This window comes from Pseudomonas floridensis, assembly GCF_002087235.1.
GTDB lineage: Bacteria > Pseudomonadota > Gammaproteobacteria > Pseudomonadales > Pseudomonadaceae > Aquipseudomonas > Aquipseudomonas floridensis.
In genome coordinates, this window is the sequence record NZ_MUIO01000094.1 from 1 (window position 1) to 24,636 (window position 24,636).

22 protein-coding genes and 1 pseudogene are annotated in these 24,636 nt (G+C 60.2%); 11 read left to right on the plus strand and 12 right to left on the minus strand.

Going from position 1 to position 24,636, the window contains the following annotated elements; genetic code table 11:
* The 3 genes and pseudogenes from fieF to BZK31_RS22005 all read right to left on the minus strand — a co-directional run.
* A pseudogene (gene fieF, locus BZK31_RS29240) lies at window positions 1-130 on the minus strand (CDF family cation-efflux transporter FieF); the annotation flags it as partial.
* Window positions 131-157: 27 nt separating this feature from the next.
* Entirely contained in the window at window positions 158-577 is a 420-nt protein-coding gene (locus tag BZK31_RS22000) for a polyribonucleotide nucleotidyltransferase (RefSeq protein WP_083185419.1), read from the minus strand.
* 129 nt (window positions 578-706) lie between these two features.
* Window positions 707-2,827, minus strand: a complete 2,121-nt coding sequence (locus tag BZK31_RS22005) for an ATP-binding protein (RefSeq protein WP_167378080.1) — start codon at window positions 2,825-2,827, stop codon at window positions 707-709.
* Between the two features lie 355 nt (window positions 2,828-3,182).
* Here BZK31_RS22005 and hrpB point away from each other — a divergent pair, with 355 nt between their 5' ends.
* Window positions 3,183-5,717: an ATP-dependent helicase HrpB gene (gene hrpB, locus BZK31_RS22010; protein WP_083185421.1), complete on the plus strand. Its 2,535-nt coding sequence runs from the start codon at window positions 3,183-3,185 to the stop codon at window positions 5,715-5,717.
* A gap of 117 nt (window positions 5,718-5,834) precedes the next feature.
* Here the strand turns inward: hrpB and BZK31_RS22015 are convergent, their stop codons facing one another.
* Window positions 5,835-6,083, minus strand: coding sequence for a CsbD family protein (locus tag BZK31_RS22015; protein ID WP_083185422.1), 249 nt, complete (start codon window positions 6,081-6,083; stop codon window positions 5,835-5,837).
* A gap of 198 nt (window positions 6,084-6,281) precedes the next feature.
* On the opposite strand from BZK31_RS22015, the gene BZK31_RS22020 reads away from it, so the two are divergent.
* The gene (locus BZK31_RS22020) at window positions 6,282-6,443 is read left to right on the plus strand and encodes a DUF2986 domain-containing protein (RefSeq protein WP_083185443.1); all 162 of its coding nucleotides are present in this window, start codon (window positions 6,282-6,284) and stop codon (window positions 6,441-6,443) included.
* 160 nt (window positions 6,444-6,603) lie between these two features.
* Here the strand turns inward: BZK31_RS22020 and BZK31_RS22025 are convergent, their stop codons facing one another.
* Window positions 6,604-7,845, minus strand: a complete 1,242-nt coding sequence (locus tag BZK31_RS22025) for a M20 family metallopeptidase (RefSeq protein WP_244182717.1) — start codon at window positions 7,843-7,845, stop codon at window positions 6,604-6,606.
* Window positions 7,846-8,314: 469 nt separating this feature from the next.
* Window positions 8,315-9,511, minus strand: a complete 1,197-nt coding sequence (dapC, locus tag BZK31_RS22030) for a succinyldiaminopimelate transaminase (RefSeq protein WP_083185424.1) — start codon at window positions 9,509-9,511, stop codon at window positions 8,315-8,317.
* 196 nt (window positions 9,512-9,707) lie between these two features.
* On the opposite strand from dapC, the gene dapE reads away from it, so the two are divergent.
* The 3 genes from dapE to BZK31_RS22045 all read left to right on the plus strand — a co-directional run bounded on the left by dapE (window position 9,708) and on the right by BZK31_RS22045 (window position 13,928).
* Complete coding sequence (dapE, locus tag BZK31_RS22035; RefSeq protein ID WP_083185425.1) at window positions 9,708-10,844, plus strand: succinyl-diaminopimelate desuccinylase; 1,137 nt, start codon at window positions 9,708-9,710, stop codon at window positions 10,842-10,844.
* A 182-nt stretch (window positions 10,845-11,026) separates the two neighbouring features.
* A complete protein-coding gene (locus BZK31_RS22040) occupies window positions 11,027-11,497 on the plus strand; it encodes a cell division protein (RefSeq protein ID WP_083185426.1) in 471 nt (156 codons plus the stop codon).
* Window positions 11,490-13,928, plus strand: coding sequence for an alpha/beta hydrolase (locus BZK31_RS22045; protein WP_083185427.1), 2,439 nt, complete (start codon window positions 11,490-11,492; stop codon window positions 13,926-13,928). Before BZK31_RS22040 ends, BZK31_RS22045 begins: the two co-directional genes overlap by 8 nt.
* A gap of 83 nt (window positions 13,929-14,011) precedes the next feature.
* Here BZK31_RS22045 and BZK31_RS22050 read toward each other — a convergent pair whose 3' ends face one another.
* The 3 genes from BZK31_RS22050 to BZK31_RS22060 all read right to left on the minus strand — a co-directional run bounded on the left by BZK31_RS22050 (window position 14,012) and on the right by BZK31_RS22060 (window position 16,368).
* Entirely contained in the window at window positions 14,012-14,443 is a 432-nt protein-coding gene (locus BZK31_RS22050; protein WP_083185428.1) for a DUF2628 domain-containing protein, read from the minus strand.
* Window positions 14,444-14,566: 123 nt separating this feature from the next.
* Window positions 14,567-15,658 (minus strand): endonuclease/exonuclease/phosphatase family protein, encoded by a 1,092-nt coding sequence (locus tag BZK31_RS22055; RefSeq protein WP_083185429.1) that lies wholly within the window; start codon window positions 15,656-15,658, stop codon window positions 14,567-14,569.
* A gap of 47 nt (window positions 15,659-15,705) precedes the next feature.
* On the minus strand, window positions 15,706-16,368 hold the full coding sequence (locus BZK31_RS22060; protein WP_083185430.1) for a YciC family protein: 663 nt from the start codon (window positions 16,366-16,368) through the stop codon (window positions 15,706-15,708).
* Window positions 16,369-16,563: 195 nt separating this feature from the next.
* On the opposite strand from BZK31_RS22060, the gene BZK31_RS22065 reads away from it, so the two are divergent.
* From BZK31_RS22065 to BZK31_RS22075, 3 genes are all read left to right on the plus strand, one after another.
* Window positions 16,564-17,256 carry a DUF2076 domain-containing protein gene (locus BZK31_RS22065; protein WP_083185431.1) on the plus strand — a complete coding sequence of 231 codons (693 nt, stop codon included), beginning with the start codon at window positions 16,564-16,566 and terminating at the stop codon, window positions 17,254-17,256.
* A 225-nt stretch (window positions 17,257-17,481) separates the two neighbouring features.
* Window positions 17,482-17,958, plus strand: coding sequence for an NYN domain-containing protein (locus BZK31_RS22070; protein ID WP_004887906.1), 477 nt, complete (start codon window positions 17,482-17,484; stop codon window positions 17,956-17,958).
* A gap of 22 nt (window positions 17,959-17,980) precedes the next feature.
* Entirely contained in the window at window positions 17,981-18,592 is a 612-nt protein-coding gene (locus tag BZK31_RS22075) for a 3'-5' exonuclease (protein WP_167378081.1), read from the plus strand.
* On the opposite strand, the gene BZK31_RS22080 is transcribed toward BZK31_RS22075, so the two are convergent.
* On the minus strand, window positions 18,570-19,064 hold the full coding sequence (locus tag BZK31_RS22080) for an Lrp/AsnC family transcriptional regulator (protein ID WP_083185433.1): 495 nt from the start codon (window positions 19,062-19,064) through the stop codon (window positions 18,570-18,572). The two genes, BZK31_RS22075 and BZK31_RS22080, sit on opposite strands and share 23 nt — an antisense overlap.
* Window positions 19,065-19,229: 165 nt before the next feature.
* Between BZK31_RS22080 and yedA the strand changes: the two genes are divergently transcribed.
* Window positions 19,230-20,144: a drug/metabolite exporter YedA gene (gene yedA / locus BZK31_RS22085; protein WP_083185434.1), complete on the plus strand. Its 915-nt coding sequence runs from the start codon at window positions 19,230-19,232 to the stop codon at window positions 20,142-20,144.
* 62 nt (window positions 20,145-20,206) lie between these two features.
* On the plus strand, window positions 20,207-21,535 hold the full coding sequence (gene rhlE1, locus BZK31_RS22090) for an RNA helicase RhlE1 (protein ID WP_083185435.1): 1,329 nt from the start codon (window positions 20,207-20,209) through the stop codon (window positions 21,533-21,535).
* 125 nt (window positions 21,536-21,660) lie between these two features.
* Here rhlE1 and BZK31_RS22095 read toward each other — a convergent pair whose 3' ends face one another.
* Window positions 21,661-22,902, minus strand: coding sequence for a TIGR03862 family flavoprotein (locus tag BZK31_RS22095; protein WP_083185444.1), 1,242 nt, complete (start codon window positions 22,900-22,902; stop codon window positions 21,661-21,663).
* Window positions 22,903-22,965: 63 nt separating this feature from the next.
* Window positions 22,966-23,883 carry a histone deacetylase family protein gene (locus BZK31_RS22100; RefSeq protein WP_083185436.1) on the minus strand — a complete coding sequence of 306 codons (918 nt, stop codon included), beginning with the start codon at window positions 23,881-23,883 and terminating at the stop codon, window positions 22,966-22,968.
* Between the two features lie 119 nt (window positions 23,884-24,002).
* Between BZK31_RS22100 and BZK31_RS22105 the strand changes: the two genes are divergently transcribed.
* Entirely contained in the window at window positions 24,003-24,572 is a 570-nt protein-coding gene (locus BZK31_RS22105) for a GNAT family N-acetyltransferase (protein ID WP_083185437.1), read from the plus strand.
* Window positions 24,573-24,636: the final 64 nt, after the last annotated feature.

Below are 24,636 nucleotides of genomic sequence, written 5' to 3' on the forward strand. Positions count from 1 at the left end.
CGGCAAGCAGGCTGACCGACCCGCTGATCCACCACGCCACGCTCTTGGCCAGAATCAGGGTGACGGCCACCCCAAGCGAAGCCCGCGTCGCGAGACGCAACAGTCTGCTGTGTTCGGCACTGGTGCTCATGACGCGTCCTTCAAACCCGGAAAAATATTAAGCAGCCGGTACAAGACCCAGCGAAGCCAGTTGCTCGACGCTGCCTTTGTGCTGAATCAGGCGTGGGTCGTTCAGCGGCAGTGAGCGGCCCAGTTCGGCTTCGATGATGGCTTGCAGTCTGGTGTTATCGACGCTGCCATCGGCCTTGATCGCGGGTTGCAGTTTCTGCGGATCGATCTGTGCGTGCTCGCCCGGCCCGTAGTAGATGGCGCCGGTGGCGAAGTCGACCGCAAAGGCGATTACGCCGGGAATGATGTAGAACAGCAGACCGAAGGCATCCAGCGCGGCAATGGCCGGGTCGACCTTGCCGTCAATCTGGCCACGACGGTCAGGGTAGAAAATGCTGCCGCAGGCAGTCAGCTGAGTCAGCAACGTGGCGACCACAACACCACCAATCAAACGGGAAGGAATGCGCATGGAAAGCTCCTGAAATGAAGAGGGCAACTATACAAGGCAAAGGCTGCAAGGCTAAGACTATTGCGTGCCGGTGTGGTTCGTTGTGGTGGACGGCAACCGGCAGCACGCGCGTCAGGGCGATATTAGCCTTCAGGCTGATCGGGTCATGTCAGTGACGACGGCGCTGAGCGCTTGCAGATCGATCGGCTTGCGCAGCACCACGGCATCGGAAATCGAATCGAGCGCCAGGGTGTCGGAATAGCCACTGATAAACACGATGGGCAGGTCGGGTTGGCGCAAACGCGCCTTGCGTGCGAGATCGGCACCGTTCAGGCCCGGCATCAGAAAATCGATGACCGCCGCCGCAGGCCTGATCTCATTGAGTATCCGCAGGGCGCTGAAACCGTCGGTTGCTTCGATCACGTCGAAACCGTCCAGGCGAAGGGCATCGACAAACACCGACCTGACGCTCTCATCGTCGTCCACCACCAGGATTTGCCGATTCGTCTCCTCGCGTCGGCGTACCTTCACGACTCCGTCGTCGGTGATATCAGGCTCGCGGGCTTCAACCTGAGGCAGAAGGATTTCGACGCGAGTGCCGATCCCAAGGGTGCTGTGGATAACGAGGTCTCCGTTGCATTGCAGACAGAATCCGTAAACCTGGGCCAGACCAAGGCCGGTGCCCTGACCATGCTCCTTGGTGGTGAAGAAGGGCTCGGTGGCCTTGGCGGCGATTTCAGGCGACATGCCGCTGCCCGTATCGGTCACCGAAATCGCCACCATTGCCGCTCGCCCGGCACTCGGGCCGACGGCACGGCACTGGATCGTCAGCGAACCACCTTCTGGCATCGCGTCCTTTGCATTGAGTGCCAGGTTCAGTATCGCCAGCTCCAACTGGTGGCTGTCCGAGCGAACCCACAACGAATCGTCAGGCGGGGTGATGGACACGTCGATGTTCAGTCCGAGCGCATTGGCGATCAGATTCTTGACCGATTGCATTACCGGCGCGAGCGAGAGTTCCTCCAGCGTCAGTTTTTGCGTTCTGGAAAATGCCAGCAACTGCCCCGTCAATCGGGTGCCCTTTTGAGTCGCCGTCAATGCCCGGCTGGCGTAAGCATGCGATTTGGTGTCTGCAGGTACCGTGCGCTGGAGCAGTTCGAGATTGCCCGCTATCGCCATGAGCAGGTTATTGAAATCGTGCGCAATACCGCCTGTGAGCTGCCCGACTGCCTCGAGCCGCTGGGTGCGATTGATCACGTCCTGCGCTTCTTTACGCTGGCGTGTCTGCTCCTCGAGTTCAACCAGCTTATCGGCCAGTTCGGCCTCCAGACTGGCTTTGATACGGGCTTCGTCTTCCGAGCCTTTGCGTCGCGCTTCATCAAGCCGCGACAGGGCGCGACCGTTGCGAATGATCAGAACCACCAAGGGCAGAAACGTAATGGAAATGGCAATCGCGAGCGCGGCCTCGGCGCCCATCTGACTGACATGAGTCGCTTGAGAAAGCAGCAGCCCAATGACCGGAATGCTGCAGGCCAGCAGGGTCTGAATGCGGGTGACTCTACCGGCAGACTGATCGGTGAACAGAATCGAGGCGTAACCACCCGGGCAGTTGCGAATCAACGTGGCAAGTGCAAGCAGGTTCAGCGCGCAGGCGGTATGCAGGGCAATGGTGTTGAAGAAAAATATCTTGTACAACTCTTCGACCTCATAGGCGTAGCCCAGCACCGCTATGCCGCTGGTGGCCAAAGCGATGCTGCTCAGCAGATCACTCACGCGCAGGGAGCCTGCCAGACGCGCCGCTTGCGCCATGGCCAGCAAGCCAAGACACAGCCCGGTGGCAAACGACGTTTGTCCGGTCACTGATGTGCTGAAGAACCAGGTCACCACCCGTTCGCTCATGACGTCGTGGCGCAACAGCCACTGTGAGGTCATGGTCGAGATGGCAATCGCGCTGGTCATCAGGATGCAAGGCCACAATGCGTAGCGTCTCTGAACCGGAACGACCAGCGTCACCGAAATCAGAATAATGCCCAGCGCAGTCAGGGGCGACATCCCCTGCAGCGTGGGCGTCAAGGTGATGAGTCTTGGCACATCGAAGGCATAGCCGGCCAGCACGGTAAACCCTGTCAGAAGCACCAGCCCGACCAGCAATATCCTGAGCCGGTCAATGCGTTGCTGTATCTGCGGGGGCAGGGTGATGGGAGTGCGGTGGTAGTCGGCAGCATAGCCCGTTGGAGTGGACGCCTGGATGGGAGGCATGGGCGCGGGCATAGACATCGTCACCTTTCAAACAACTGCCAAGGCCTCGGTCGGCCGGTGAAGCCCTTTCAAAGAGCATGGAGTGTGAATCTACACTGGCCCTGCACGGCAAGGAAGACGCGGCTGCCAGCGTCTTCAACTCAATGCCTGCAATGGCGCGATGCAGCGCAACAGGGCCGGGTGAGCGTTCAGTCTGCCGTTCCCGGATCGCGTCGGACAGGCGTCGTACCACGTTGCGCAACTCAACCCGCCAGTAGCGTAGTCAATACCTGTCCGGTCGGCAGGCTTTCAACGGGAATAAGTACGGGACTCGCTGCGCATCCTTTTTACGAACCCTTATAATTCCGGCCTTACTGCCGGAGACATCATGAACTCGTTGCCCATCGACGCCGCTCTGCCGGCTCTTCTCAAAGCCCTTAACGAGCGCAACGAGGTCGTGCTCGAGGCACCTCCCGGTGCGGGCAAGACCACGCGTGTGCCACTGGCGGTGCTGGACGAACCCTGGCTCGCCGGGCAGACCATTCTCATGCTTGAACCCCGTCGCCTGGCGGCGCGCGCCGCCGCCGAACGGCTGGCCAGCGAGCTGGGCGAGCAGGTCGGCGAGACGGTGGGGTATCGCATCCGTCTGGACAGCAAGGTCGGGCCGGGCACACGCATCGAGGTGGTGACAGAGGGCATTTTGACCCGACGGTTGCAGGACGATCCGGCGCTGGAGGGTGTCGGGCTGCTGATTTTCGATGAGTTTCACGAGCGCAGTCTGGACGCCGATCTGGCTTTGGCCCTGAGCCTCAACGGGCGTGAGCTGTTTCGCGACGAGCAGCCGCTGAAGATTCTATTGATGTCGGCGACGCTGGAGGGCGAGCGACTGGCAGCGCTGCTGAATGACGCGCCGGTGGTGCGCAGCGACGGGCGCATGTTTCCGGTGACGATGCAGTGGGGACGCCTGTTTCAGCCCAGTGAGTTTGTCGAGCCGCGTGTGGTGCAGACCGTGCTCGATGCGCTGGGAAATGAGTCCGGCAGCCTGCTGGTGTTTCTGCCGGGGCAGGCCGAGATTCGTCGGGTCAATCAACAACTCGCCGAAGCTTTGGGCGAGCGACGCGACATTATGCTGTGCCCGCTGCACGGCGAACTGGACCTGAGCGCCCAGCGTGCCGCCATCGAGCCCGCACCTCAAGGCATTCGCAAGGTTGTGCTGGCGACCAATATTGCAGAGACCAGCCTGACCATCGACGGCGTGCGTGTGGTGATTGATGCGGGTTTGGCGCGGGTGCCGCGTTTCGATCCGGGCAGCGGCATGACGCGTCTGGAGACCCAGCGCATCTCCCGCGCCAGTGCTACTCAGCGTGCCGGGCGTGCCGGGCGGCTGGAACCGGGCGTGTGTTACCGGCTGTGGTCCGAAGCGCAGCACGATCAACTGGCCGCTTATGGGGCTGCGGAAATTCTGCAGGCAGACCTCGCCGGTCTGGCGTTGCAACTGGCGCGCTGGGGTGTGATGCCGGGTCAACTGGTCTGGCTGGATGCGCCTCCCGCGGCGGCGTATGCACAAGCGCAGGATTTACTAATGCGTCTGGAAGCACTAAGCGATCAATCCACTCAGTCACGCACGCTGACGCCCCACGGCCAGGCGATGGCCGAAATGCCTGCTCATCCGCGCATCGCGCATCTACTATTGCGCGGCCATGCATTGGGGCTCGGCGAACTGGCCTGTGATGTCGCGGCGCTGTTGGGCGAGCGCGATATTCTGCGTGGGGCAGGCGCCGACCTTCACAGTCGCCTGAGCCTGCTGGCCGGCACCGAGCGCGCAGCTCGTGGCGCTCAAGGCGGCGTGCAGCGGGCCAGGCAACTGGCGCGTCAGTACCGTGGCTATTTGCGCGGCAAGGCGGACAGTCCGGTCAGTGATCCCGATCATCGGCGCTGGCTCGGCGCCTTGCTGGCGCTGGCTTACCCGGACCGCGTCGCTCAGCAGCGCCGACCGGGCGGTGCTGAATATCGATTAGCCAACGGCCGCGCTGCGTTGTTTGCCGAAGCCGACGCATTGATGAAGCAGGCGTGGATCGTCGTGGCGGACCTGGGCAGTCGCCAAGGGCAGCGCGAAGAACGCATCTATCTGGCAGCTGAGTTCGATCCGGCACTGTTCGATTCCGTATTGGCCGAACAGGTCATATCGCTGAATCAGATCGATTGGGACGAACGCGAAGGCGTGTTCCGGGCTGAGCGACAGCGCAAAGTGGGCGAGTTGATCCTCAGCCGCGAACCGCTTACCGGGCTCGACGAAGCCACGCGTAGCCGTGCCTTGCTGGCGCTGGTGCGGCGCAAGGGACTGGAGTTGCTGCCATGGACGCCTGAACTGCGCCAGTGGCAAGCGCGGGTCGCCTTATTGCGCCAATTGGATCTGGAAAAATCATCGTCCAGCGAATGGCCGGATGTGAGCGACGCGCGCCTGCTCGACACGCTTGAATCGTGGCTGCAGCCGTATCTGGGTAAAGTCACGCGACTCAGCCACTTCGGCAACCTGGACCTGTCCTCAATCCTGCGCAATCTGTTGCCATGGCCGCTGCCGCAACGTCTCGACGAACTGGCGCCGCACCACCTCAGCGTGCCGTCCGGCTCATCCGTGCGTCTCGATTACAGCGAGCGCCCACCGATCCTCGCCGTGCGCCTGCAAGAACTGTTCGGCCTGGCCGAGACCCCGCGCATCGCCAATGGCAGGCAAGTCGTCAAACTTCACCTGCTGTCACCGGCACGCCGTCCGGTGCAAGTTACGCAGGACCTGGCCAACTTCTGGCGCAGCACGTATGCCGAGGTAAAGAAAGATTTGAAGGGCAGGTATCCGAAGCACCACTGGCCAGATGATCCGCTGGTGGCGGAGGCGACAGCGCGGGTCAAGCCGAGGGGGACGTAATCAGGCGAGGCGTATAGAACGAAGCTGCCTGGTTATCGCCGCTTACGCTGTTGGTGCATTCATGAGAGGACGAGAGAAGAGAGGGATTGCCCTGTCGGACAGTCCCTCCTGGCGGGATCAGCGACGCAGGATACGGCTGATCACCAGCGCTGCTACTGCACCGATTGCGAGTGCTGCGACAGGTTTTTCTTTCACGAACGTCGACACGCTGTCCAGCGCATCGCCGTAGGTTTTGGTCAACTGACCGGACGCCTGACGGCCAGCGCCTTCGGCTTCCAGTCGCGAATCTCCCAGCAGTCTGCCCACCGCGCCCTGCGCTTTGCCGACCAGCTTTTCTGCAACACCTTCTACTTGTTCACTTTTCATGATTCATCAAACCTTTGTGTGTAAGTGGGGAGCTCAGAACCAACCCAAACCGGTGGCGAGAGGCTATCTGCACAGCGTTAGGTGGGCGGCCCGGATGATTAGTTCAATGGTTGTGAACTCAGGGTGTTATCAGGAAGGCAGGCGTAGTGCGACACTCAAACTGATATGATCCACAGCATCTCCGTTGAGCAAAACACCATGAATCGTCGCAAAAAGATCAATCAGCTATTGAAGGCCAATGCCAAGAAAGCCAGCGCTAAACTGGCCCCGCGCAAGAAGTCCACTTACGTAAGCAAGGCGGACAGGGCGAAGCTGGAAGCTGAAGCCGGTCAGGATTCTGTCACTGTCTCCGAGAGTTGATTGGACGGCGTCAATGCCGCTGGAGAATCGCTGCACTCGTCACGGTTTTAATGCAATCGGACGCAATGAGTGAGCTGAGCAGGCACCCTTGTTTTGGCCATCGTCCCGGCCGACTGCCCACCCCTTGCTCCAGAGGCGGGCAGTTGCAAGACGCAATGACTTAGTGGCTGTAGCGGCTCATGAAGAGGGCAGCCCGTTTGGTGGCGACTGCGAGCGAGCTCAGGTCGATGGTTTCATTTTCGGTATGTGTCGCTTCTCCCGCAGCGCCCAGTCCATCCAGACCGGCACTGACGAGTTTGCTCACGAAAGAGATATCCGCACCGCCTCTTTCAGCGGCGGGTGCCGGCTCCAGGGCTGGTCCGGCAAGGTCCTGGCTGACTTTACTGTACTGTTTCAATAGCTCCAGATTGCCTTTGCTTTCTTCCATGACCGGCATGATCGGTTTGAGCACGAATTCACTACTGGTCTGCGGCAGAGGCTCGCTGACGATTGCTTTTATTCTCGATTCGGCAAACGCCCGTTGATCTTCGCTCGCGAAACGAAGATCGCCGTGTACGAGGGTGGTCTTGGCCACACTTGTCTTTCTGCCTGCGGCAACACCTTTGCCATTTTCGATGTCCTCGACGGCGCTGGCTCCGCCCAGAACAAGGCCGGGGTTAATGGTCAGTCCTGGATAGTGCGACAGTTGTGATCTGACTTGATCCAGCACTCGAGCTGATTCGTAGATTGCACCAAAGCCTGTCTTTAGCTGGAAGAGGGTTGCGGAATGGCGCTCTACGCCGTTACTGGTTAAAAACCACTCACTCAGTCCTCTGCGGTTGGTCACCAGCTGGTTTGCAGACAGTGCGAATTCGAAACCTAGTGCAATGTCGCTTTTCCTGGCCTCGTCCATAAGCACTTTTCTCGAGATGTCGGTAGGTTTGGCAGAGAGTTCTTCATCGCCGACCAGGACCACCGCGATGTTCATGTCCTGCAACGAGCCGTTGTCCTTGAGCGCCTGCAGAGCGTAGAGCATCGTCACGATACCGCCCTTGTCATCAATCACGCCCGGCCCTTTGGCCTTTTTACCGCCGTCGATATAGGAGAACGTCTGAAAGCGACTCTCTTTTGGAAAAACCGTGTCCAGATGGCCAATCAGCAACAGGCGTTTTTTTGATGTGCCCTGATGAATGGCGACCAGGCTGCCCGCATGATTCATTCCGGCCGGCAGGTCGTGCCATCGTGTTTCAAAACCCAGTTCATCGAGTTCTTTTTTCATCAGGTTACCGACCTGAGTAACCCCTTCCACGTTCTCCGTGCCGCTATTGATATTGACCAGTTTTTCCAAAAGTGCAATTTGCTCGAGGCTGTGTTGATCGACGTAATTGACTATCTTCGTTTCTTCGGCAGACGGCATGGCCATGGCTTCTTTGGCGAGAAGCGCAATCAGCACTATGTAAAAAGCTCTTTTTTTCATGGTGATACCCTGTGATTTTTAGTAGGTAATCTGAGGTGTAAACACTGAGCTTGCCAACGGGATAAATTGCTATTGCAGGCACGCCTTCGGTCTCGCTTCAAACGGCGTGCAAAGTGGGTTCTTCAGCTGTACGAGGCCTGAATGCTGGGGCAGGCGGTAGGCGGTGCGCGCTTCAAGGATAACAATCCGATCGCATCATGGCCCATGAATTAAACTTAACGGAGGGTGGGTATCGTGGGTTGTAAACATCTCTACAGCGTGGGGGCGCTCAGGTTTTAGAGTGGCCTTTTATTTAAAAAGTACTCGACTCATGCAGGGGCATTCAGAGCGTTACTTTCACAAGTTAGCAGTTTTCGTTTGCCGTCCATGGCAGCCGTTAGTCAATAAGAAAACATGCGCACGGTCGCATTTATGTTCAACGTTGTAAAAGGAAGGCTCGTATACGCTCTGCCGCTTCCACGCATTCAGCCAGTGGCGCGACCAAGGCCATTCTTATACGTCCTGCGCCCGGGTTGACGCCGTCTACCTCGCGGGACAGATAAGACCCTGGAACAACGGTGATGTGAGTCTTTTCGAACAGCTCGCGAGTGAACTCGGCATCGTCCATCGGCACCTTTGCCCACAGGTAAAAGCTGCCATCGGGCTTCTTCACGTCCATGACCGGAGACAGTATGTCGAGCACCGCGTCGAACTTCTCTCGGTAGAGGTCACGGTTTTCGCGTACGTGGTTTTCATCTCTCCAGGCGCAGACGCTGGCCAGTTGAGTTTGCACGGGCATCGCGCAGCCGTGGTAGGTGCGATAGAGCAGGAATGCTTTGAGAAGATCTGCGTCGCCCGCGACAAAACCCGAGCGCAGGCCCGGCAGGTTAGAGCGCTTCGACAGACTGTGGAATACGACGCAGCGTTTGAAATCGCTGCGCCCCAGATCCGCGCATGCGGTGAGCAAGCCGGGTGGTGGCAGGTCTTCGTCGAAATACAACTCGCTGTAGCACTCGTCCGCAGCGATCACGAAATCGTACTTGTCAGCCAGGAAAATCAACTTCTTCAGGGTATTGAGCGGCACTAGCGCGCCAGTAGGGTTGCCGGGTGAGCACAGAAAAAGTATCTGGCAACGTTGCCAGACGTCGGCGGAAACGCTGTCGAAGTCCGGATTGAAACCAGTGCTGTCCAGGCACGGCAGATAGTGAGGTGTGGCACCCGCCAGAATCGCCGCGCCTTCGTAGATTTGGTAGAACGGATTGGGGCTGATCACCAGCCCTCCGACATCACGGCGCACAACCGTTTGGGTGAACGCGAACAACGCTTCGCGAGTACCGTTTACAGGTAGCACGTGACGGGCTGGGTCCAGCCAGTCGGCCGGTAATTCGAAGCGTTGTCGGCACCAGTCAGCAACTGCCTCGCGCAACGCCGGTATGCCCAGCGTTGCAGGGTAAACCGCCATCTGGTCGAGGTTGGCTGCCAATGCTTCTTTGACGAAGCCTGGAGAAGGATGTTTGGGTTCCCCAATGGACAAGGCGATAGGACGCAGGGTCGTGTCTGGCGTTACGTCGCTCAATAACGCCCGTAATTTCTCGAAGGGGTAAGGCTGCAACTGAGCTAAAGCATTGTTCATTTCAGATTCTCGGTTCGGCATAAGCGCTGAGGCTGAGGCGTCAAGGGTTGAACACATTGCTTGCAGTAATGGATGAGACTCAGAGACGACAACCTGCCGCCTGGCCTCAGGCTTCTGGATTTTAGAAACATTACTGAAACATAATGTAATAATGTAACGTGATTTTATCAACCCCTGCTCTGGAGTCGCCGCAGTCATGCTTTCGCCAACCCTTGAACTCGCCTGTGAATTGATCCGTCGACCCTCAGTCACCCCGCTCGACGCGGACTGCCAGAAATTGATGATGACCCGCCTCGGCAAGGTCGGCTTTTCGCTGGAGACAATGAACATTGAAGAAGTCGATAATTTCTGGGCAATGCACGGTCAGGGTGACGGGCCAGTGCTGTGCTTTGCGGGACATACGGATGTCGTGCCGACCGGACCTTTGCAGGACTGGACGATCCCGCCGTTCGAAGGGCTGATTGATGAGCAGGGAATGCTTCACGGAAGAGGGGCTGCGGACATGAAAGGCAGTCTGGCGGCCATGCTGGTCGCTGCCAAGCGTTTTGTGACCGATTACCCGAACCACCGCGGGTCGGTCGCCTTTCTGATCACCAGCGACGAAGAGGGCCCGGCCCGTTATGGCACGAAAGCGGTTGTCGAGCGCCTGGTCGCACGCCAGCAGCGTCTGGACTGGTGCATTGTGGGTGAACCCTCCAGCACCGCCCTGGTGGGTGATGTCGTCAAAAACGGGCGACGTGGGTCACTTGGCGCAAAGCTGACTGTCCGCGGGGTCCAGGGGCACGTGGCGTACCCTCATCTGGCTCGTAACCCTATCCACCTGGTCGCCCCGGCGCTGGTCGAACTGGCAGCTGAGCATTGGGACAGCGGTAACGCGTTTTTTCCGCCAACAAGTTTTCAGATCTCTAATCTGAATGCGGGCACGGGCGCAACCAACGTCATTCCGGGCGATCTGGTCGCGATGTTCAATTTCCGCTTCTCCACTGAATCCACGGTTGAGAGTCTGCAACGACGGGTGGCGGAAATTCTCGATAAACACGCGCTGGATTGGCACATCGACTGGGCCTTGTCGGGTCTGCCGTTCCTGACCGAACCAGGGGGCTTACTGGACGCGGTAGCGGCGAGCATCAAATCGGTGACCGGACGTGATACCCAACCCTCAACAACCGGTGGTACCTCGGACGGTCGCTTCATCGCGACCATGGGCACTCAGGTGGTCGAACTGGGCCCGGTCAACGCGACCATCCATCAAGTCAACGAACGGATTCTGGCGAGTGATCTGGATGTCCTGACTGAGATCTACTACAAGACGCTGATCAAATTGCTGGCTTGACGCCGATTTGCCGGGAGGGCTGCTCGCGTCCAGCACGCTGTACTCAAGGCATTAGTGGCAGCGCCAGATGACTGAGGAGGCGGATCACGATTCTGTGGCTATCAGCGAGCGTTGATTATTCGGATTAAACAGCGCCGCAAAATCGCTACACTCGGCACCTCTCCAGTCTGTAAGGATTTGTGATGCCGCTTTCTTCCTGGCCCCGACGGCGCATTCTCGTGACCTGGCTTTACGCTGCGGCACTGGCGCATGTGCTGGGCAGTGTCGTGTTTACGTGGGCAGGTTTCGCCGGGTTGCTCGACGGGTATCTGCTTACGCTGGAGCAGGCATTCTGGACCGAAGCGGCACCGGCGGCGGCTCGGGCGCAGCAAACCTGGTGGGCGGCGTTGTTTGGTGCGACCTTGCAGGCCTATTCGCTGTACATGCTGGCGCTCGTGCATCTGGGCAATCGTCTCAAAACGCCCCTGCCTTGGGCCTGGCTGATGGCCGGGCTGCTGCTCTGGGCGCCGCAGGACATTGTTATTTCGTTGCGTGCCGACCTGTGGTCGCACGTATGGCTGGATTCTGCTGCGCTATTGGCGCTGCTGCCACCGCTGGTCTGGTTGTATCGCCATGATCGGGCTCAGACGATGAAGGATGCGTGCAATGCCTGACCGTACGCGGCTGTACCTGTTGGCCGGCAATGGCAGCAGTGCCGAGTGGTGGGACGATGTGCTGCCGTACTTCAAGAGTTACGACGTGGTGCCGTTGGAGTTGCCGGGCTTTGGCAGCAATCCGCAGCCGCCTTGTGACGACCTTGCCGCCTATGCCGAAGCCTTGCTGAGCATGACAGTTCGGGGCAGCGCCATTGTTGCAGTGGGTGTCAGTGCGTTGCTGGTCCTGCATGCGTTGCAGCGTCAGCCTGGGCACTTTTGCAGAAGCGTGCTGCTGTCGCCGGTCGGGGCGTTTCTGTGGCAGCGGCGTCTGCCCGCGCTAATGTCGCCGATGCCGATCCGCAAGACCATCCATTGGCTGCTGGCCAACAAGCCTGCGCTGTTCGCCCGCAAGTTCTCCCGGCAGACATGGCCGACGTCTCACTATCAGCGCATGGGTGCCGGTTATGCGCGGTGCCGGGCGTTCGTGCCGTATTGGGATTTGCTGCGTGCGGACACGGCGTTGCCGCTGCTGGAATGGGTCGAGGACGCGGTCGAGCTGGTCTGGGGCGATCAGGACGAGTTACTGGGCAGCGAACAGGCAGCGGCCTGGTCGGCGATTCTGGCTCGCGCTGATCTGACCATCAGCCTGAAGCCAGGCTGGGGTCATTACCCGTGGATTGACACGCCTGCCGAATTCGCCCACTGGGTGGAGTCCGGTGAGCGCGGCTTCATTGCGCATACCAAGGGCGGTCGCCTGCGCCTGGCGGCCAGTGCCGGACAGCCGGTCCCGGCTGCGTTGTCGGTCGTGCAGGGTGACGGCGCGGATGTCTCTGGATTTCTCATCAGTCAGCCCGATGCCATCTGGGCGGTGCGCTCATCGAGTTTCGGCGAGGATCAGGCCGATGCGGCGAATGCCGGGCTGAGCACCACCTTTCTGCGCGAACCTGCGCACAACGTGCCTGCCCGTATTGCGCAATTGCACGAGGACGGTGTCGAAGAGGTCGTGGTTCAGCGCTTCATCACGCCAGTGCTGTCCGGTATCGCCTTTGTGCGTCATCTTTCAGTCGAGCTGGAATGGGTGGAAGGCCATCTTGAATCGCTGGCGGACGGGCAGGCGACGCCCCGTCGGGCGATCATTTCCCGGCTGGGCGCATCCTGGAGCAGTCATGCATTCAGCGCCGCACACGGCCTGACGCAGGCGTTGCTTTGGGACTTTCTGCAAAGCGTTCTGAAGACGTTCCACTATGTGCCCGGCGATGTCGAATGGGCCTGGGACGGTAAGCAATTATGGTTGCTGCAATACCGGCCGATCAGTGATTACGGCTGGCGTCGGCACCTGACCGCCGCCAATATCGCTGAAATCCTGCCGCCGCAGCCCAGCCGCTTCGTGGAATATGCCCAGCGGCGTGCGGCGGGCAGTATCCCGGCGATCATGGGGCGCTGGGACTCGCGGGTCTTTCAAGACAGCGAACCCTTCACTGCGTTGTTCGGCGCAGCGTCCTATATCAACAATGACTTGTTTCTGGCTCGACTCGCGGACTGGGGCGTCGCCTCCAGCAGCTATGCGGGAGAAGTGGGCGGCGCGACACCGCATCTTCCTTGGCGGCCACTGCGGCTATTGCGCTCAGTGCCGTTGTTCCTGCGCATGCAGCGCATTGCACGCGGGCACTTGCTGACCCTGGAAAAACGCTTGATCGGCTTCGATCAGGAACTGGCTTCATTAATCGCACAAGGCGCTGATGGTCGGCAACTCGCCGACTGGTTCACCCGTTTCTATGTCTTCGTCGTGCAGGGTAATCTGTGCATTGCCACTGCGCTGGCCAGCAGCGGCGGCGACCTGCTGGGACGGCCGCCCACCGCCTACGATGACCTGGAACACTGCCCGCACCGATTGCCGTGGGAAACCGATCCGGCCACGCCGCGCCCGGCGCTGAGCGACTTGCCGTTGCAGCCGTTTCCGGTCTGGCCGAAGGCGATTGGTCTGGCGCACGCGGCGGGTCTGCCGGGCATGCGCGGCTATTACCTGCAAGTTCGTGAGTGGTATCGCGATAACCTGATGCGTGTGTTTTTCCGACTGCATCACGCCATGCCGCAGGCTGATCGGGCGCACTGGTTCGCGCCACACCCGGAGGTTCGCAGCCGCACAGGCAACTTCTGGCAGGATGGTCGCGAAGGGACCGAGCAGGCAGCGGGGTTCATGATTTATCCGGGACAGGTGCAGGGCATCCTGGGCGCTGACATTCTGCTCGAGGACACGCTGGACCCCGGCCGACACGCGCATTACCAGAATGCCCGCGCCGTGATCGCACGGATGGGCGGGCGTCTGTCTCACGGTTCAACGCTGCTGCGCGAACTGCGCAAACCTTCGGCGGTGCTGCCTCATGTCGATCCGTCCTGGCTGGGACGTGAAGTGCGGTATGCCGACGGCGAGCTGAGTCTGGTCGAGTGAGGTCAGCGGCAGGGCAGGCACAACGAAAAAGCCCGCACTCTCGCTGAGAGGTGTGGGCTTCTCATTTCAGCCAATGCGGCCGATCAGATCAGGCGAAAGCCTTTGAACGGGTTCCAGCCTTGCTCGCCTTTGATCTCCTTCAGGTAGTACGAGTAGTTGGTCGTGAGCGCATACATGAGCGAGCCCGCGACATTCATGCCGGTGTTCATCCCTTGGGACAAATCCGTGCCGAGAAGAGCCAGCACCACGTTCAAGACAATATTGATACCGATCAGGATGCCCAGCAGGGCGAGGTTTTTCTTCCAGAGACCGAGTACGAAGAGATAAATCGGTCCGAAGAAGAACGCGATGAAGTTCATCTGCATCAGCATTTTTTTCCCAAAACCCGGCAGGGCCTTGAAAGCCGCGTTGAAGCCCGGATCTTTAGGCGCGCCGTTGGCCTCGAAAAAGTCGAAGCGCTCTTGCCATTTGGCGCTGTATTTTCGTTTTGTCTGTAACTGTTCTGTGGTGTTCATGCCTGAGCTCCGTGTGATCCCTGAATGGTTTTTTCTTTCTGGATTGCGGTCTGACGTTTTAAAGCAGGATGTGTTCAGTACGGGCTGCAGTGAACAGGCCTGTGAGGCTTTCCTTAAGCGCCCTCAAGGCACCATTGGTAGCAGAAACCGCCCGATCACCGGCAGGTGATCCGAGATCAACAATGTATCGTCGCGACGTACCCCGGCGCTGACCCGTTTCAGGCTCGGGCTGTAGAACAGGTAGTCGACGGTGCGATCCGGTCCGTTCACGCGCGGGTCGTTGGGGAAGTAGGTCAGCCATGTGTTGCGATCGATGCCGCTGGCTTCGGCGTTGGTCGGGATCATAGGGTATTTGTCCCAGAGCGCGTGCAGTTCGCTGTCGGGGGCGTAGCCTGCGCGCAGGGGTTCCGGCAAGCGCCGGTACTGGCCCAACGGCAATAGATTGAAATCACCACCTATCAGCCACGGCGTGCCGGCGCCTTCGAAGGTATCCAGCAGCGCGCCGATGGCTGCGACCTGTCTCTGCGCAGTGTCGCCGCTGGTTTTGGCGGCTGTCAGGTGGGTGTTGATGACCGCCAGTTGTCCGCCGTCACGTAGTGGCAGGTAGCTGACCAGCAGCGCATTTCTCGGCTGGAACTGGCGGCTGATGATATTGCTGTCGGGCAGGGGCAGTTGCACCCGTTCGGCATGATCGATCCGGAAACGGCTGAGCGTCGCGAGTTTGGTGCCGACGCTGCCCCAGATATGCGGGTTCGGTACGAAATCTGCGCGCCAGTAAAAGGCTTGCGAGCTGCAGGGGTAGAGGTCCGCCACGCGCTCTTGCAGCAGCGCCAACTGATCGTGGTAGTCGGTGTTCTTGGCGTTGTCGTTCATTTCCTGAAGCAGGACGATGTCCGGCTGTTCGTCGCGAATGACACGGGCCACTTCGTCGAGGTTGTAGGCCAGGTCCTCCGGCGTCGGCCGTTCGTCCGGGCCGCTGCCATCGGCCATGTCGTACCAGAACACGTAACGCTTGCCAGCCAGATGCTGAATGTTCCAGGTCATGACCTTCAGCGCTTGCCCAGGCACCAGCGGTTTTGCCGCCAGTTCGGTCGTGCAGCGGGTCAGTGCGGGTTCACGCTCTGCCGGACGCCAGGTCATTTGCTGGATCAACACCAGCAGCACGGCGGCCAGCAGCAGGCCATATATAGTCAGGCGTAACAGCAAACGGTTCATCGGCTCGACCTGGAGCGCCTTGCGCTCGGTGAGATTCGCATTCGGGCTCAGGCGTTGTGCGCAGGCTCGCTGATCAGCATGAACAGCCGGAATATCACGATGCTGGTGAACAGGTTCATGAAGCTGCTCACGCTGTCCAGAGCCAGAGAAACCGGTGCGCTCTGTGGTTCTGGCAGCAGGTAAAGACTCACGCCTTCAAGCAGCCACAACGGGATATAGACGCAGAGCACGCAGACCATGATCCGCGTGAAGTGCCCGGTGGTCATCAACATGCTTTCGCGCATGGCCATGAACGGCGTCAGCCTGCGCAGTACCAGCAAGTACTCGCTGAACGACAGTTTGATCATCACCCAGATGCCCGGTACGACCAATAGTGACAGGCCGAACATGATCAAAAGCGTGCTCATCGCCGAGAGTACGGCGAAGGTTGGCCACAGGCGCAGCGCCATGGCCAGCAGGTCGCGGGTCGGGGGTTCTTCACCACGGCTGCGGGCGTCGAGAAACAGAATCAGGGCGGCGGTGTACAGCGGGTAGAAAAACAGGCCTGCGACCAGTTCGTAGGCAGGCGAGGCATCGGTAGACATGGCGTTGCTCAGGGCCTGCCTGGCAAGCGCTTCAAGCACCACCAGAGGCAGACAAAGCACCAGAATGCTGCCCAGATTACGCCGGAAGAAATAGAGCGAATCCTGGAGGACGGTCAACGGGTTCATAGTAGATCGCAGGCAAAAAAGCAGGCCGTCACTTTAGCCCATGGCCTGTGCCGATCCAAGCGCAGCGGCAATGGCCAGGCGGCTTCCTTATCTTTTTTTTCATGTCATTGAACCGCTCTGCTCCAGCCCCATTACTGATGCAGGACCCGGCATTCGGCCGGGCGAAGACAGACAACGGCAATCCGCGAGGTCGCCATGAATAACGAAGAGCAAACCCTGATCGATGGTCTTTTCTCGAAACTGAAAAACGCCGAAACGACTTCTGCGCCGCGAGACGCAGGGGCCGAAGCGCTGATCAAGGAGCATCTGACCCGCCAGCCCGCTGCACCGTATTACATGACGCAAGCGATTCTGGTGCAGGAAGCCGCGGTCAATCAGCTGAATCAGCAGATCAAACAGCGTGACGAGCAGATTCAGCAATTGCAGGCCGAGCTCCAACAGGTGAAGGGGCAGTCATCAGCCGCGCCAGCCAGCGGCGGGTTTCTGTCGAGCATCTTCGGCAGCAGCGCATCGCGAGCGCCGCAGCCTCAACCGGCCCAGTCGAGCGGCTGGCGCGACGGTGCTGGCTACAACCCGCCACCCGCTCCGCAACCAGGCTATGGCGCCGCGTCCGCCGCGCCGGTGGGCAGCGGTTTTCTCGGCGGCGCACTGAAAACGGCGGCCGGTGTCGCGGGTGGCGTGATGCTGGCAGAAGGCATCAGCAGCCTGTTCAGCCATCACAGCCAGCCGCAGGAAATCGTCGAAGTCATCCATGATGCGCCGGTTCAGGATCAGTTCTCGAACGCTGACCAAGGCAATTGGGGACAACCGGATCCGCAGTACACCGCGGATGACAGCTACAACGATGATGGCGCAATGTTCTCGGATGACGATGATTCGTTTGTCTGAGGTGTGTCAGCCGGATCGTTGGTGATCGTCACTTGCTCCGCGTTCCCTTCCAGAGCGGACGCGGAGCGTGCCTGACGGCATTCCCACCCAGCGCGAGCGGATCGTTCATCGCTGCTGCGCAGCAATCCATCCCTCAATTCCCGGCCCAAGCTGGCATACTGGACGCCGATCCATGTTCCGGATCAGCAACCCGCAGGTCGCCAGCCTGCGTCATGAGGAATTGCGGTGAAGAAGATTGCAGTGTTCGCCGACGTGCAGAACCTCTACTACACCGTGCGCCAGGCGCATGGCTGTCATTTCAATTACGCCGCGTTGTGGGCGGACATCAGCAAGCGTGGCGAGATCGTCCACGCATTCGCCTACGCCATCGACCGTGGTGACAGCAAGCAGCAGCAGTTCCAGCAGATCCTGCGCAACCTGGGTTTCACCGTTCGGCTCAAGCCGTACATCCAGCGCAGCGACGGATCCGCCAAAGGAGACTGGGATGTGGGCATCACCATCGATATCATGGACTTCGCGCCGCAGGTGGACGAAGTCGTGCTGGCCTCGGGTGATGGCGACTTCGACATGCTGCTTGAACGCATCATCAGCAAACATGGCGTCGAAGCCGTGGCCTATGGCGTGCCGGGGCTGACCGCCAATTCGCTGATCCGCGCCGCCAGTCGTTACGTGCCGATCGAAGGTGCGTTGTTGTTGAAATGAATTCAAGGGTTGGACCAACGTGTTGGAACGTATCGCAGTCATCGACTTTGAAACCACCGGGATCTCTCCAGGCCATGGCTGCCGGGCGACCGAGATTGCCGTGGTCATCATGGAGCAGGGGCGTATCGTTGATCGCTACCAGAGCCTGATGAACGCCGGTGTGCGCATCCCGGCGTTCATCGAGGGTCTGACCGGCATCAGCAATAACATGATCCGCACTGCGCCCAGCGCAGAACGGGTAATGGGCGATGTCAGCGACTTCGTGGGAGCGACGCCGCTGGTGGCGCACAACGCCTCGTTCGACCAGAAATTCTGGGATTACGAACTGTCGCGCATCGAACGCACGCGTGAGCAGAGCTTCGCCTGCTCGATGTTGCTCGCTCGCAGGCTGATGCCGGGTGCGCCGAATCACAAGCTGGGCACGCTCACCCAGTATGCGCGCCTGCCCAATACCGGCAAGGCTCACCGGGCAATGGCCGATGCCGAAATGGCGGCCAACCTCACCGCTTACCTGACCAATGAGTTGCGCCAGACCCACGGCCTGGCCGGGGTTTCTCATCAACTGCTGTGTTCGTTGCAGAAAGTCCCGGCGGCGAAAATCAGCGAGGCCATCAAGCGTCAGCGTGGGCTTTGACGGCTGTCCGCTCGCGCGTTCCCTGAGGCACCAGATGCCCGGAGGGCAGGCTTCGCTCCACCGCGGTTGACAGCACGATCGACGTCTTGCTGAACCCGAACTGCGCGATGCGATTGATCAGGTCTTCCAGATGCGGCATCGAATCGACGGCCGCGCGCATGATCACGCAAGGGTCGCCCGTCACCCGGTGGCATTGAATCAGCTCCGGCACTTTCCACAGATCGTCATAGACTTGCTGATTGCCATGCGTGGCCATGCGTAATTCGATGATGCACTGGATCGGCAGACCGACCTTCGACGGATCCACCTTGGCTTCATAGCCGGTAATCACGCCACTGGCCTCAAGCTTGGCGACACGCTCGGCCACCGCGGGCGCTGAAAGGTTGACCAGCTTCGCCAATTGCGCGAACGACGCCCGGCCGTTTTGCAACAGCGCGTCGAGCAGAATCCGGTCGTATTTGTCGAGGACCATCGTGCACCCCTTTGGTGTAATTCGAGTTTTTCAAAACCAAGGCGAAGTTGCCGAACAAGCATTGAATCGAAAGTTTTCGGCTCGTTTAAACAGGTTTGTCTGCTTAATATTCGCCATTGACCTTCATACAATAGGCTCACTCCAATAATGATTCCAGAGCCGATCATGCCTCAGACCTTTCGCTTTACCCCATTGCTGATCGGCGCCTTCCTGGCGTTGTACCTGATTTGGGGCTCTACCTATCTGGTCATTCGTATCGGCGTTGAGTCCTGGCCCCCACTGATGATGGCCGGTGTCCGGTTCCTGATTGCCGGCTGCCTGATGTACGGGTTCCTGCGCTATCGCGGCGCGCCTGCGCCGACCTGGGCTGAATGGAAGGGGGCCGCTGTGGTTGGCTTTCTGCTGCTGACTTGCGGCAACGGCGGTGTGACGCTGGCCGAGCACGCGGGCGTGGCTTCGGGGATTGCAGCGTTGTCAGTCGCGACCATGCCATTGTTCACCTTGTTGTTTGGCCTGTTCTGGGGCAATCGCACCACGAATCTGGAATGGGCCGGCATCATTCTGGGCCTGATCGGTATCGGTCTGCTGAACATGGGCTCCAACCTGCAGGCCAGTCCCTATGGCGCTGCGCTGGTGATTTTCGCCGCCGCAGCGTGGGCGTTCGGCTCGGTGCTGAGCAAGCACCTGACGCTGCCGAAAGGGCCGATGGCCAGCGGTGCGGAAATGCTGGTTGCCGGTGTCACGCTGCTGATCGGCAGTTTTGTCAGTGGCGAGCGCCTGGAGCAGATGCCCACGGCTGCGGGCTGGGGTGCGCTGCTGTATCTGGTGGTGTTCGGCTCGATCGTTGCGTTCAGCGCCTACATGTACCTGCTCAAAAACGTACGCCCGGCGGCGGCGACCAGTTATGCCTACGTCAATCCGGCGGTGGCGGTACTGCTGGGCGTGATGTTTGCGGGCGAGACGATCGGGCTGGCCGAGTGCACGGCGATGGTGGTGATTATCAGTGGCGTGGTGCTGATCGGCCTTCCGCAATGGCGCAGGCCGCAGCCGCAGGAAGCCGTATCAGTACGCACAAGCTAACCGAGGCGGGCCGGACAGGTTAAACTGCGCGCCTTGCGCTGAATTTTTCCTACGGTATCCCCATGACATTCGCCTCTCTCGGCCTGATCGAACCCTTGCTGCGCGCCCTTGATGCGCTCGGCTACCAGACTCCGACCCCTGTGCAGGCACAGGCGATTCCTCCGGTTCTGGCGGGCCGCGACCTGATGGCAGCTGCCCAGACCGGCACGGGCAAGACGGCGGGTTTTGCCTTGCCGCTGTTGCAGCGCCTGACGATGGAAGGCCCTAAAGTCGGCCCCAACTCGATCCGCGCCCTGGTGCTGGCACCGACCCGCGAACTGGCCGAGCAGGTCCATGAAAGCATTCGCCAGTACGCCGAACACCTGCCGCTGAGCACTTACGCGGTCTACGGCGGCGTCAGCATCAACCCGCAGATGATGAAGCTGCGCAAAGGCGTCGATGTGCTGGTTGCCACGCCCGGTCGCCTGCTCGATCTGCATCGCCAGAACGCGGTCAAGTTCTCCCAGCTGCAGACCCTGATCCTCGACGAAGCCGACCGCATGCTGGACCTGGGTTTCGCCGAAGAGCTGCGCGGGATCTACGCCGCGCTGCCCAAGCGTCGCCAGACCCTGTTGTTCTCCGCGACCTTTTCCGACCCGATCCGTCTGCTCGCGTCGCAAATGCTCGATGACCCGCTGACCATCGAAGTCAGCCCGCGTAACGTGGCCGCCGCATCGGTCAAACAGTGGGTCGTGACGGTCGATAAGAAGCGCAAGGCCGACCTGTTCATCCACTTGATGAAAAAGCATCGCTGGGGTCAGGTGCTGGTGTTTGCCAAGACCCGCGTGGGTGTCGATCAACTGGTGGATCGCTTGCAGGCGTTGGGTCTGAACGCCGACGGCATTCATGGCGACAAGCCTCAGGCGACCCGTCAGCGTGCGCTGGATCGCTTCAAGAGCAATGAAGTGAAGATTCTGGTGGCCACCGATGTGGCGGCGCGTGGTCTGGACATCGACGACCTGCCGACCGTCGTGAACCTGGACCTGCCGATCGTAGCCGAGGATTACATCCACCGTATCGGTCGGACCGGTCGTGCGGGCCTGACGGGCGAGGCGATCTCGCTGGTCTGTGCCGATGAAGTCGAGTTGCTGTCGGCCATCGAAGTGCTGACCCGTCAGACGCTTGAGCGCCGCGAAGAGCAGGATTTCGAACCGGAGCACCGGGTGCCGACCACCGATGCCAGCGGCCAGATTCTCAAGAAGCCCAAGAAGCCGAAAAAACCCAAAGTGTCAGGCGGCAAGCGCAACCTGGGCAAATGGGTGGACAGCGGCGAGTCCGAGGCCGCGCCGGTGGTCAAACCCGTGCGCAAGGTTCCGGTCTTCAACACCGGCCCGCGCAAGAAAAAGCCCTGAGCAGTCAGCGAACCGGATCGCCTGCGTAAGCAGGCGCAGTATCATCCAGCGACCCGCCACTTGCCAGGTGGACGCTGATGGATCGGTTGGGCTGCCGCTTCAGCGCGCTGGAAGCGCTGCGCAGTTCAAGCCTGCTCGCGCAACCACTCGACCATGCCCAGCCCGGCAGCCCGTCCGCTGGCGAAGCAGGCGGTGAGCAGGTAGCCGCCGGTTGGCGCTTCCCAGTCGATCATTTCGCCTGCGCAGAACACGCCGGGCAGTTGCTTGAGCATCAAACGCTCATCCATCGCCTCGAAAGTCACACCGCCCGCAGTGCTGATGGCTTCGTCGACAGGCCGTGCCCTGATGAGGCTCAAGGGCAGGGCTTTGATCGCCTGACTCAACCTTGCCGGATCGTCGAACGCTTCGCGTGGCGCCAGTTCACGCAGCAATGCCGCCTTCACGCCGTCCAGACCGAGCTGGCTGTGCAGGTGTTTGGACATTGAGCGTGAGCCGCGTGGTTTGCTCAGTGCCTTATGCACATCTGCCTGTGATTTGCCCGGCAGCAGGTCGATCAGCACGGTGGCCGTCGCGCTGAGGTTGATCGTTTCGCGAATCTGCGCGGACAGCGCGTACACCAGGCTGCCTTCCACACCGTGTGCGGTCAGCACACATTCGCCCAAGCGTGGTGTCTGGCCGGGCAGGCCCATGGCGATGTTCTTCAACGGCGCACCGGCAAACTTGCTGCGCAGCAGTTCGCTCCAGGCTGGCACTTCGAAGCCGCAATTGGCTGCCTGCAATGGCGCGACACCCACTTGCCGCGCTTCGAGCCACGGTACCCACGCTCCGTCTGAACCGAGTCGTGCCCAGCTCGCGCCGCCCAGCGCCAGCAACGTCGCAGCAGGTTCGAGCGCCAGCTCGCCTTCGGGATGGGCGATGCGCAGGCTGCCATCAGTGTTCCAACCCAGCCAGCGATGTCGGGTATGAATCGTCACGCCCGCGTCGCGCAGCCGTTTTAACCAGGCACGCAGCAGGGGCGCTGCCTTCATGTCGCGGGGAAACACCCGTCCAGAGCTGCCGATGAACGTTTCGATACCCAGCCCATGAATCCAGTCGCACAAGGCATCGGCATCGAATCGATGAAGAAGTGGCGCGATCATCGGCGAACGTTCGGCGTAACGGGCGAGAAACGCCGGATAAGGTTCGGAGTGGGTGATATTCATGCCGCCCACGCCAGCCAGAAGAAACTTGCGTCCTACCGAGGGCATGCCGTCATACAGATCGACACGCCATCCAGCCTGGCTCAACACCTCGGCCGCCATCAGTCCCGCAGGCCCGCCTCCGATAATGACAACGGATCGAGGGTCGGAAGCGGTAAGGTTGGTCATGATCAACTGAGTATCGATAGCGGGAAAGGGCGGCATTCTACCCGAGATTTGCCGCGCAGCCTGTTACAGCCCAAGGTCCAGCCAGACCCGTTGCGCACTGTGGTGCAGGATGCCGTGACGTCGGGCCAGCGCTTCGCGGTCCTTGCTATAGCCGCCACCGATCACGCCCATCACCGGAATATCGCGGCCCAGACAGTGACGCAACACCGCCTCATCGCGATCGGCCAGACCCTGGTCGGTCAATTGCAGATAACCCAGCGCGTCGTCCTTGTGCACATCCACGCCTGCGTCATACAGCACCAGGTCCGGCTGATAGATCGGCAGCAGGTAGTTGAGCAGGTCGTCGACCACTTTCAGGTAATCACTGTCACCCATGCCTATCGGCAGCGGGATGTCCCAGTCGCTCTGGGCCTTGCGGGCCGGGAAGTTTTTTTCGCAGTGCAGCGAGACGGTGATGGCATCTTCGGTGTCCGCCAGGATGCGGGCGGTGCCGTCGCCCTGATGCACGTCGCAGTCGAAGATCAGTACCTTGTCTACCCGGCCGCTCTGCAGCAGGAAATGGCTGATCACTGCCAGGTCATTGAAGATGCAGAAACCTGCCGGGTAATCATAGTGGGCGTGATGCGTGCCGCCCGCCAGATGACAGGCCAGGCCTTTGCTCAAGGCATGCTCGGCCGTCAGTAGTGAACCGCCGACGGCACGGATCGTACGCCGTGCCAGAGCTTCGCTCCAGGGCAGGCCGAGACGTCGCTGATCCTCACGCGACAAGTCGCCGCTCAGGTAGCGGCTTATGTACGAAGGATCGTGGGCCAACGCCAGGATATCCGCTGGACACAGCTCGGGACGTAATAATTGAACGTCGCTGGTCAGCCCGCTGTCGATCAAGTGATCACGCAGCAGACGAAACTTGTCCATGGGAAACCGATGGTCAGCCGGGAAGTCCGGGCTGTAGTCGTCGTGGTAGATAAGCGGCAGGGACATTTTGCGTTCATTCAAAGGTCGAAGCCCGATAGTGCCAGTTATGCGCCTCGTCGCACAGTTGGCCGGAACGTCGAAAGACTACACTTGCGCCCGAACATGCACGGTTACAGGGGAGATCGATGGAGCCGATACTCAAGCTGGACAGCGCCCGACTGCTGATGCGGCAGTGGCGCGACGATGATTTGCCAGCGTTTGCCGCCATGTGCGCCGACCCGCAGGTGATGCGTTATTTTCCCGACACATTGAGCCGTCTTGAAAGTGCCGCGATGATCGGGCGCATGCGCGGACATTTTGCCGAATTGGGTTTCGGGTTATGGGCGCTCGAGCGCAAGGACAATGGTGCGTTCATTGGCTTTACCGGCCTGGGGGTGGTGGGGTTCGACGCGCATTTCACGCCCGCCGTGGAAATCGGCTGGCGACTGGCGCGTGAACACTGGGGGCTGGGCTTTGCCAGCGAAGCGGCCTGGACGGTGCTGGGCTGCGGCTTCGAGCGCCTGAATCTGGATGAGATCGTGTCGTTTACCGCGGTGAGCAACGAGGCGTCGCAGAAAGTGATGCAGGCGATCGGCATGCAGCACGAGCCGTCCGACGATTTTGATCATCCCAATCTGCCGGACGGCCACCCGCTCACACCGCACGTGTTGTATCGCATCAACCGCACCCAGTGGCTCGATACGCTGAAACCCTGACTAAGCCCGTCGCCAAATCTGTATCATTTCACTTTAAAGGTGCGGGCTGCGAAGCCTGCCGCGA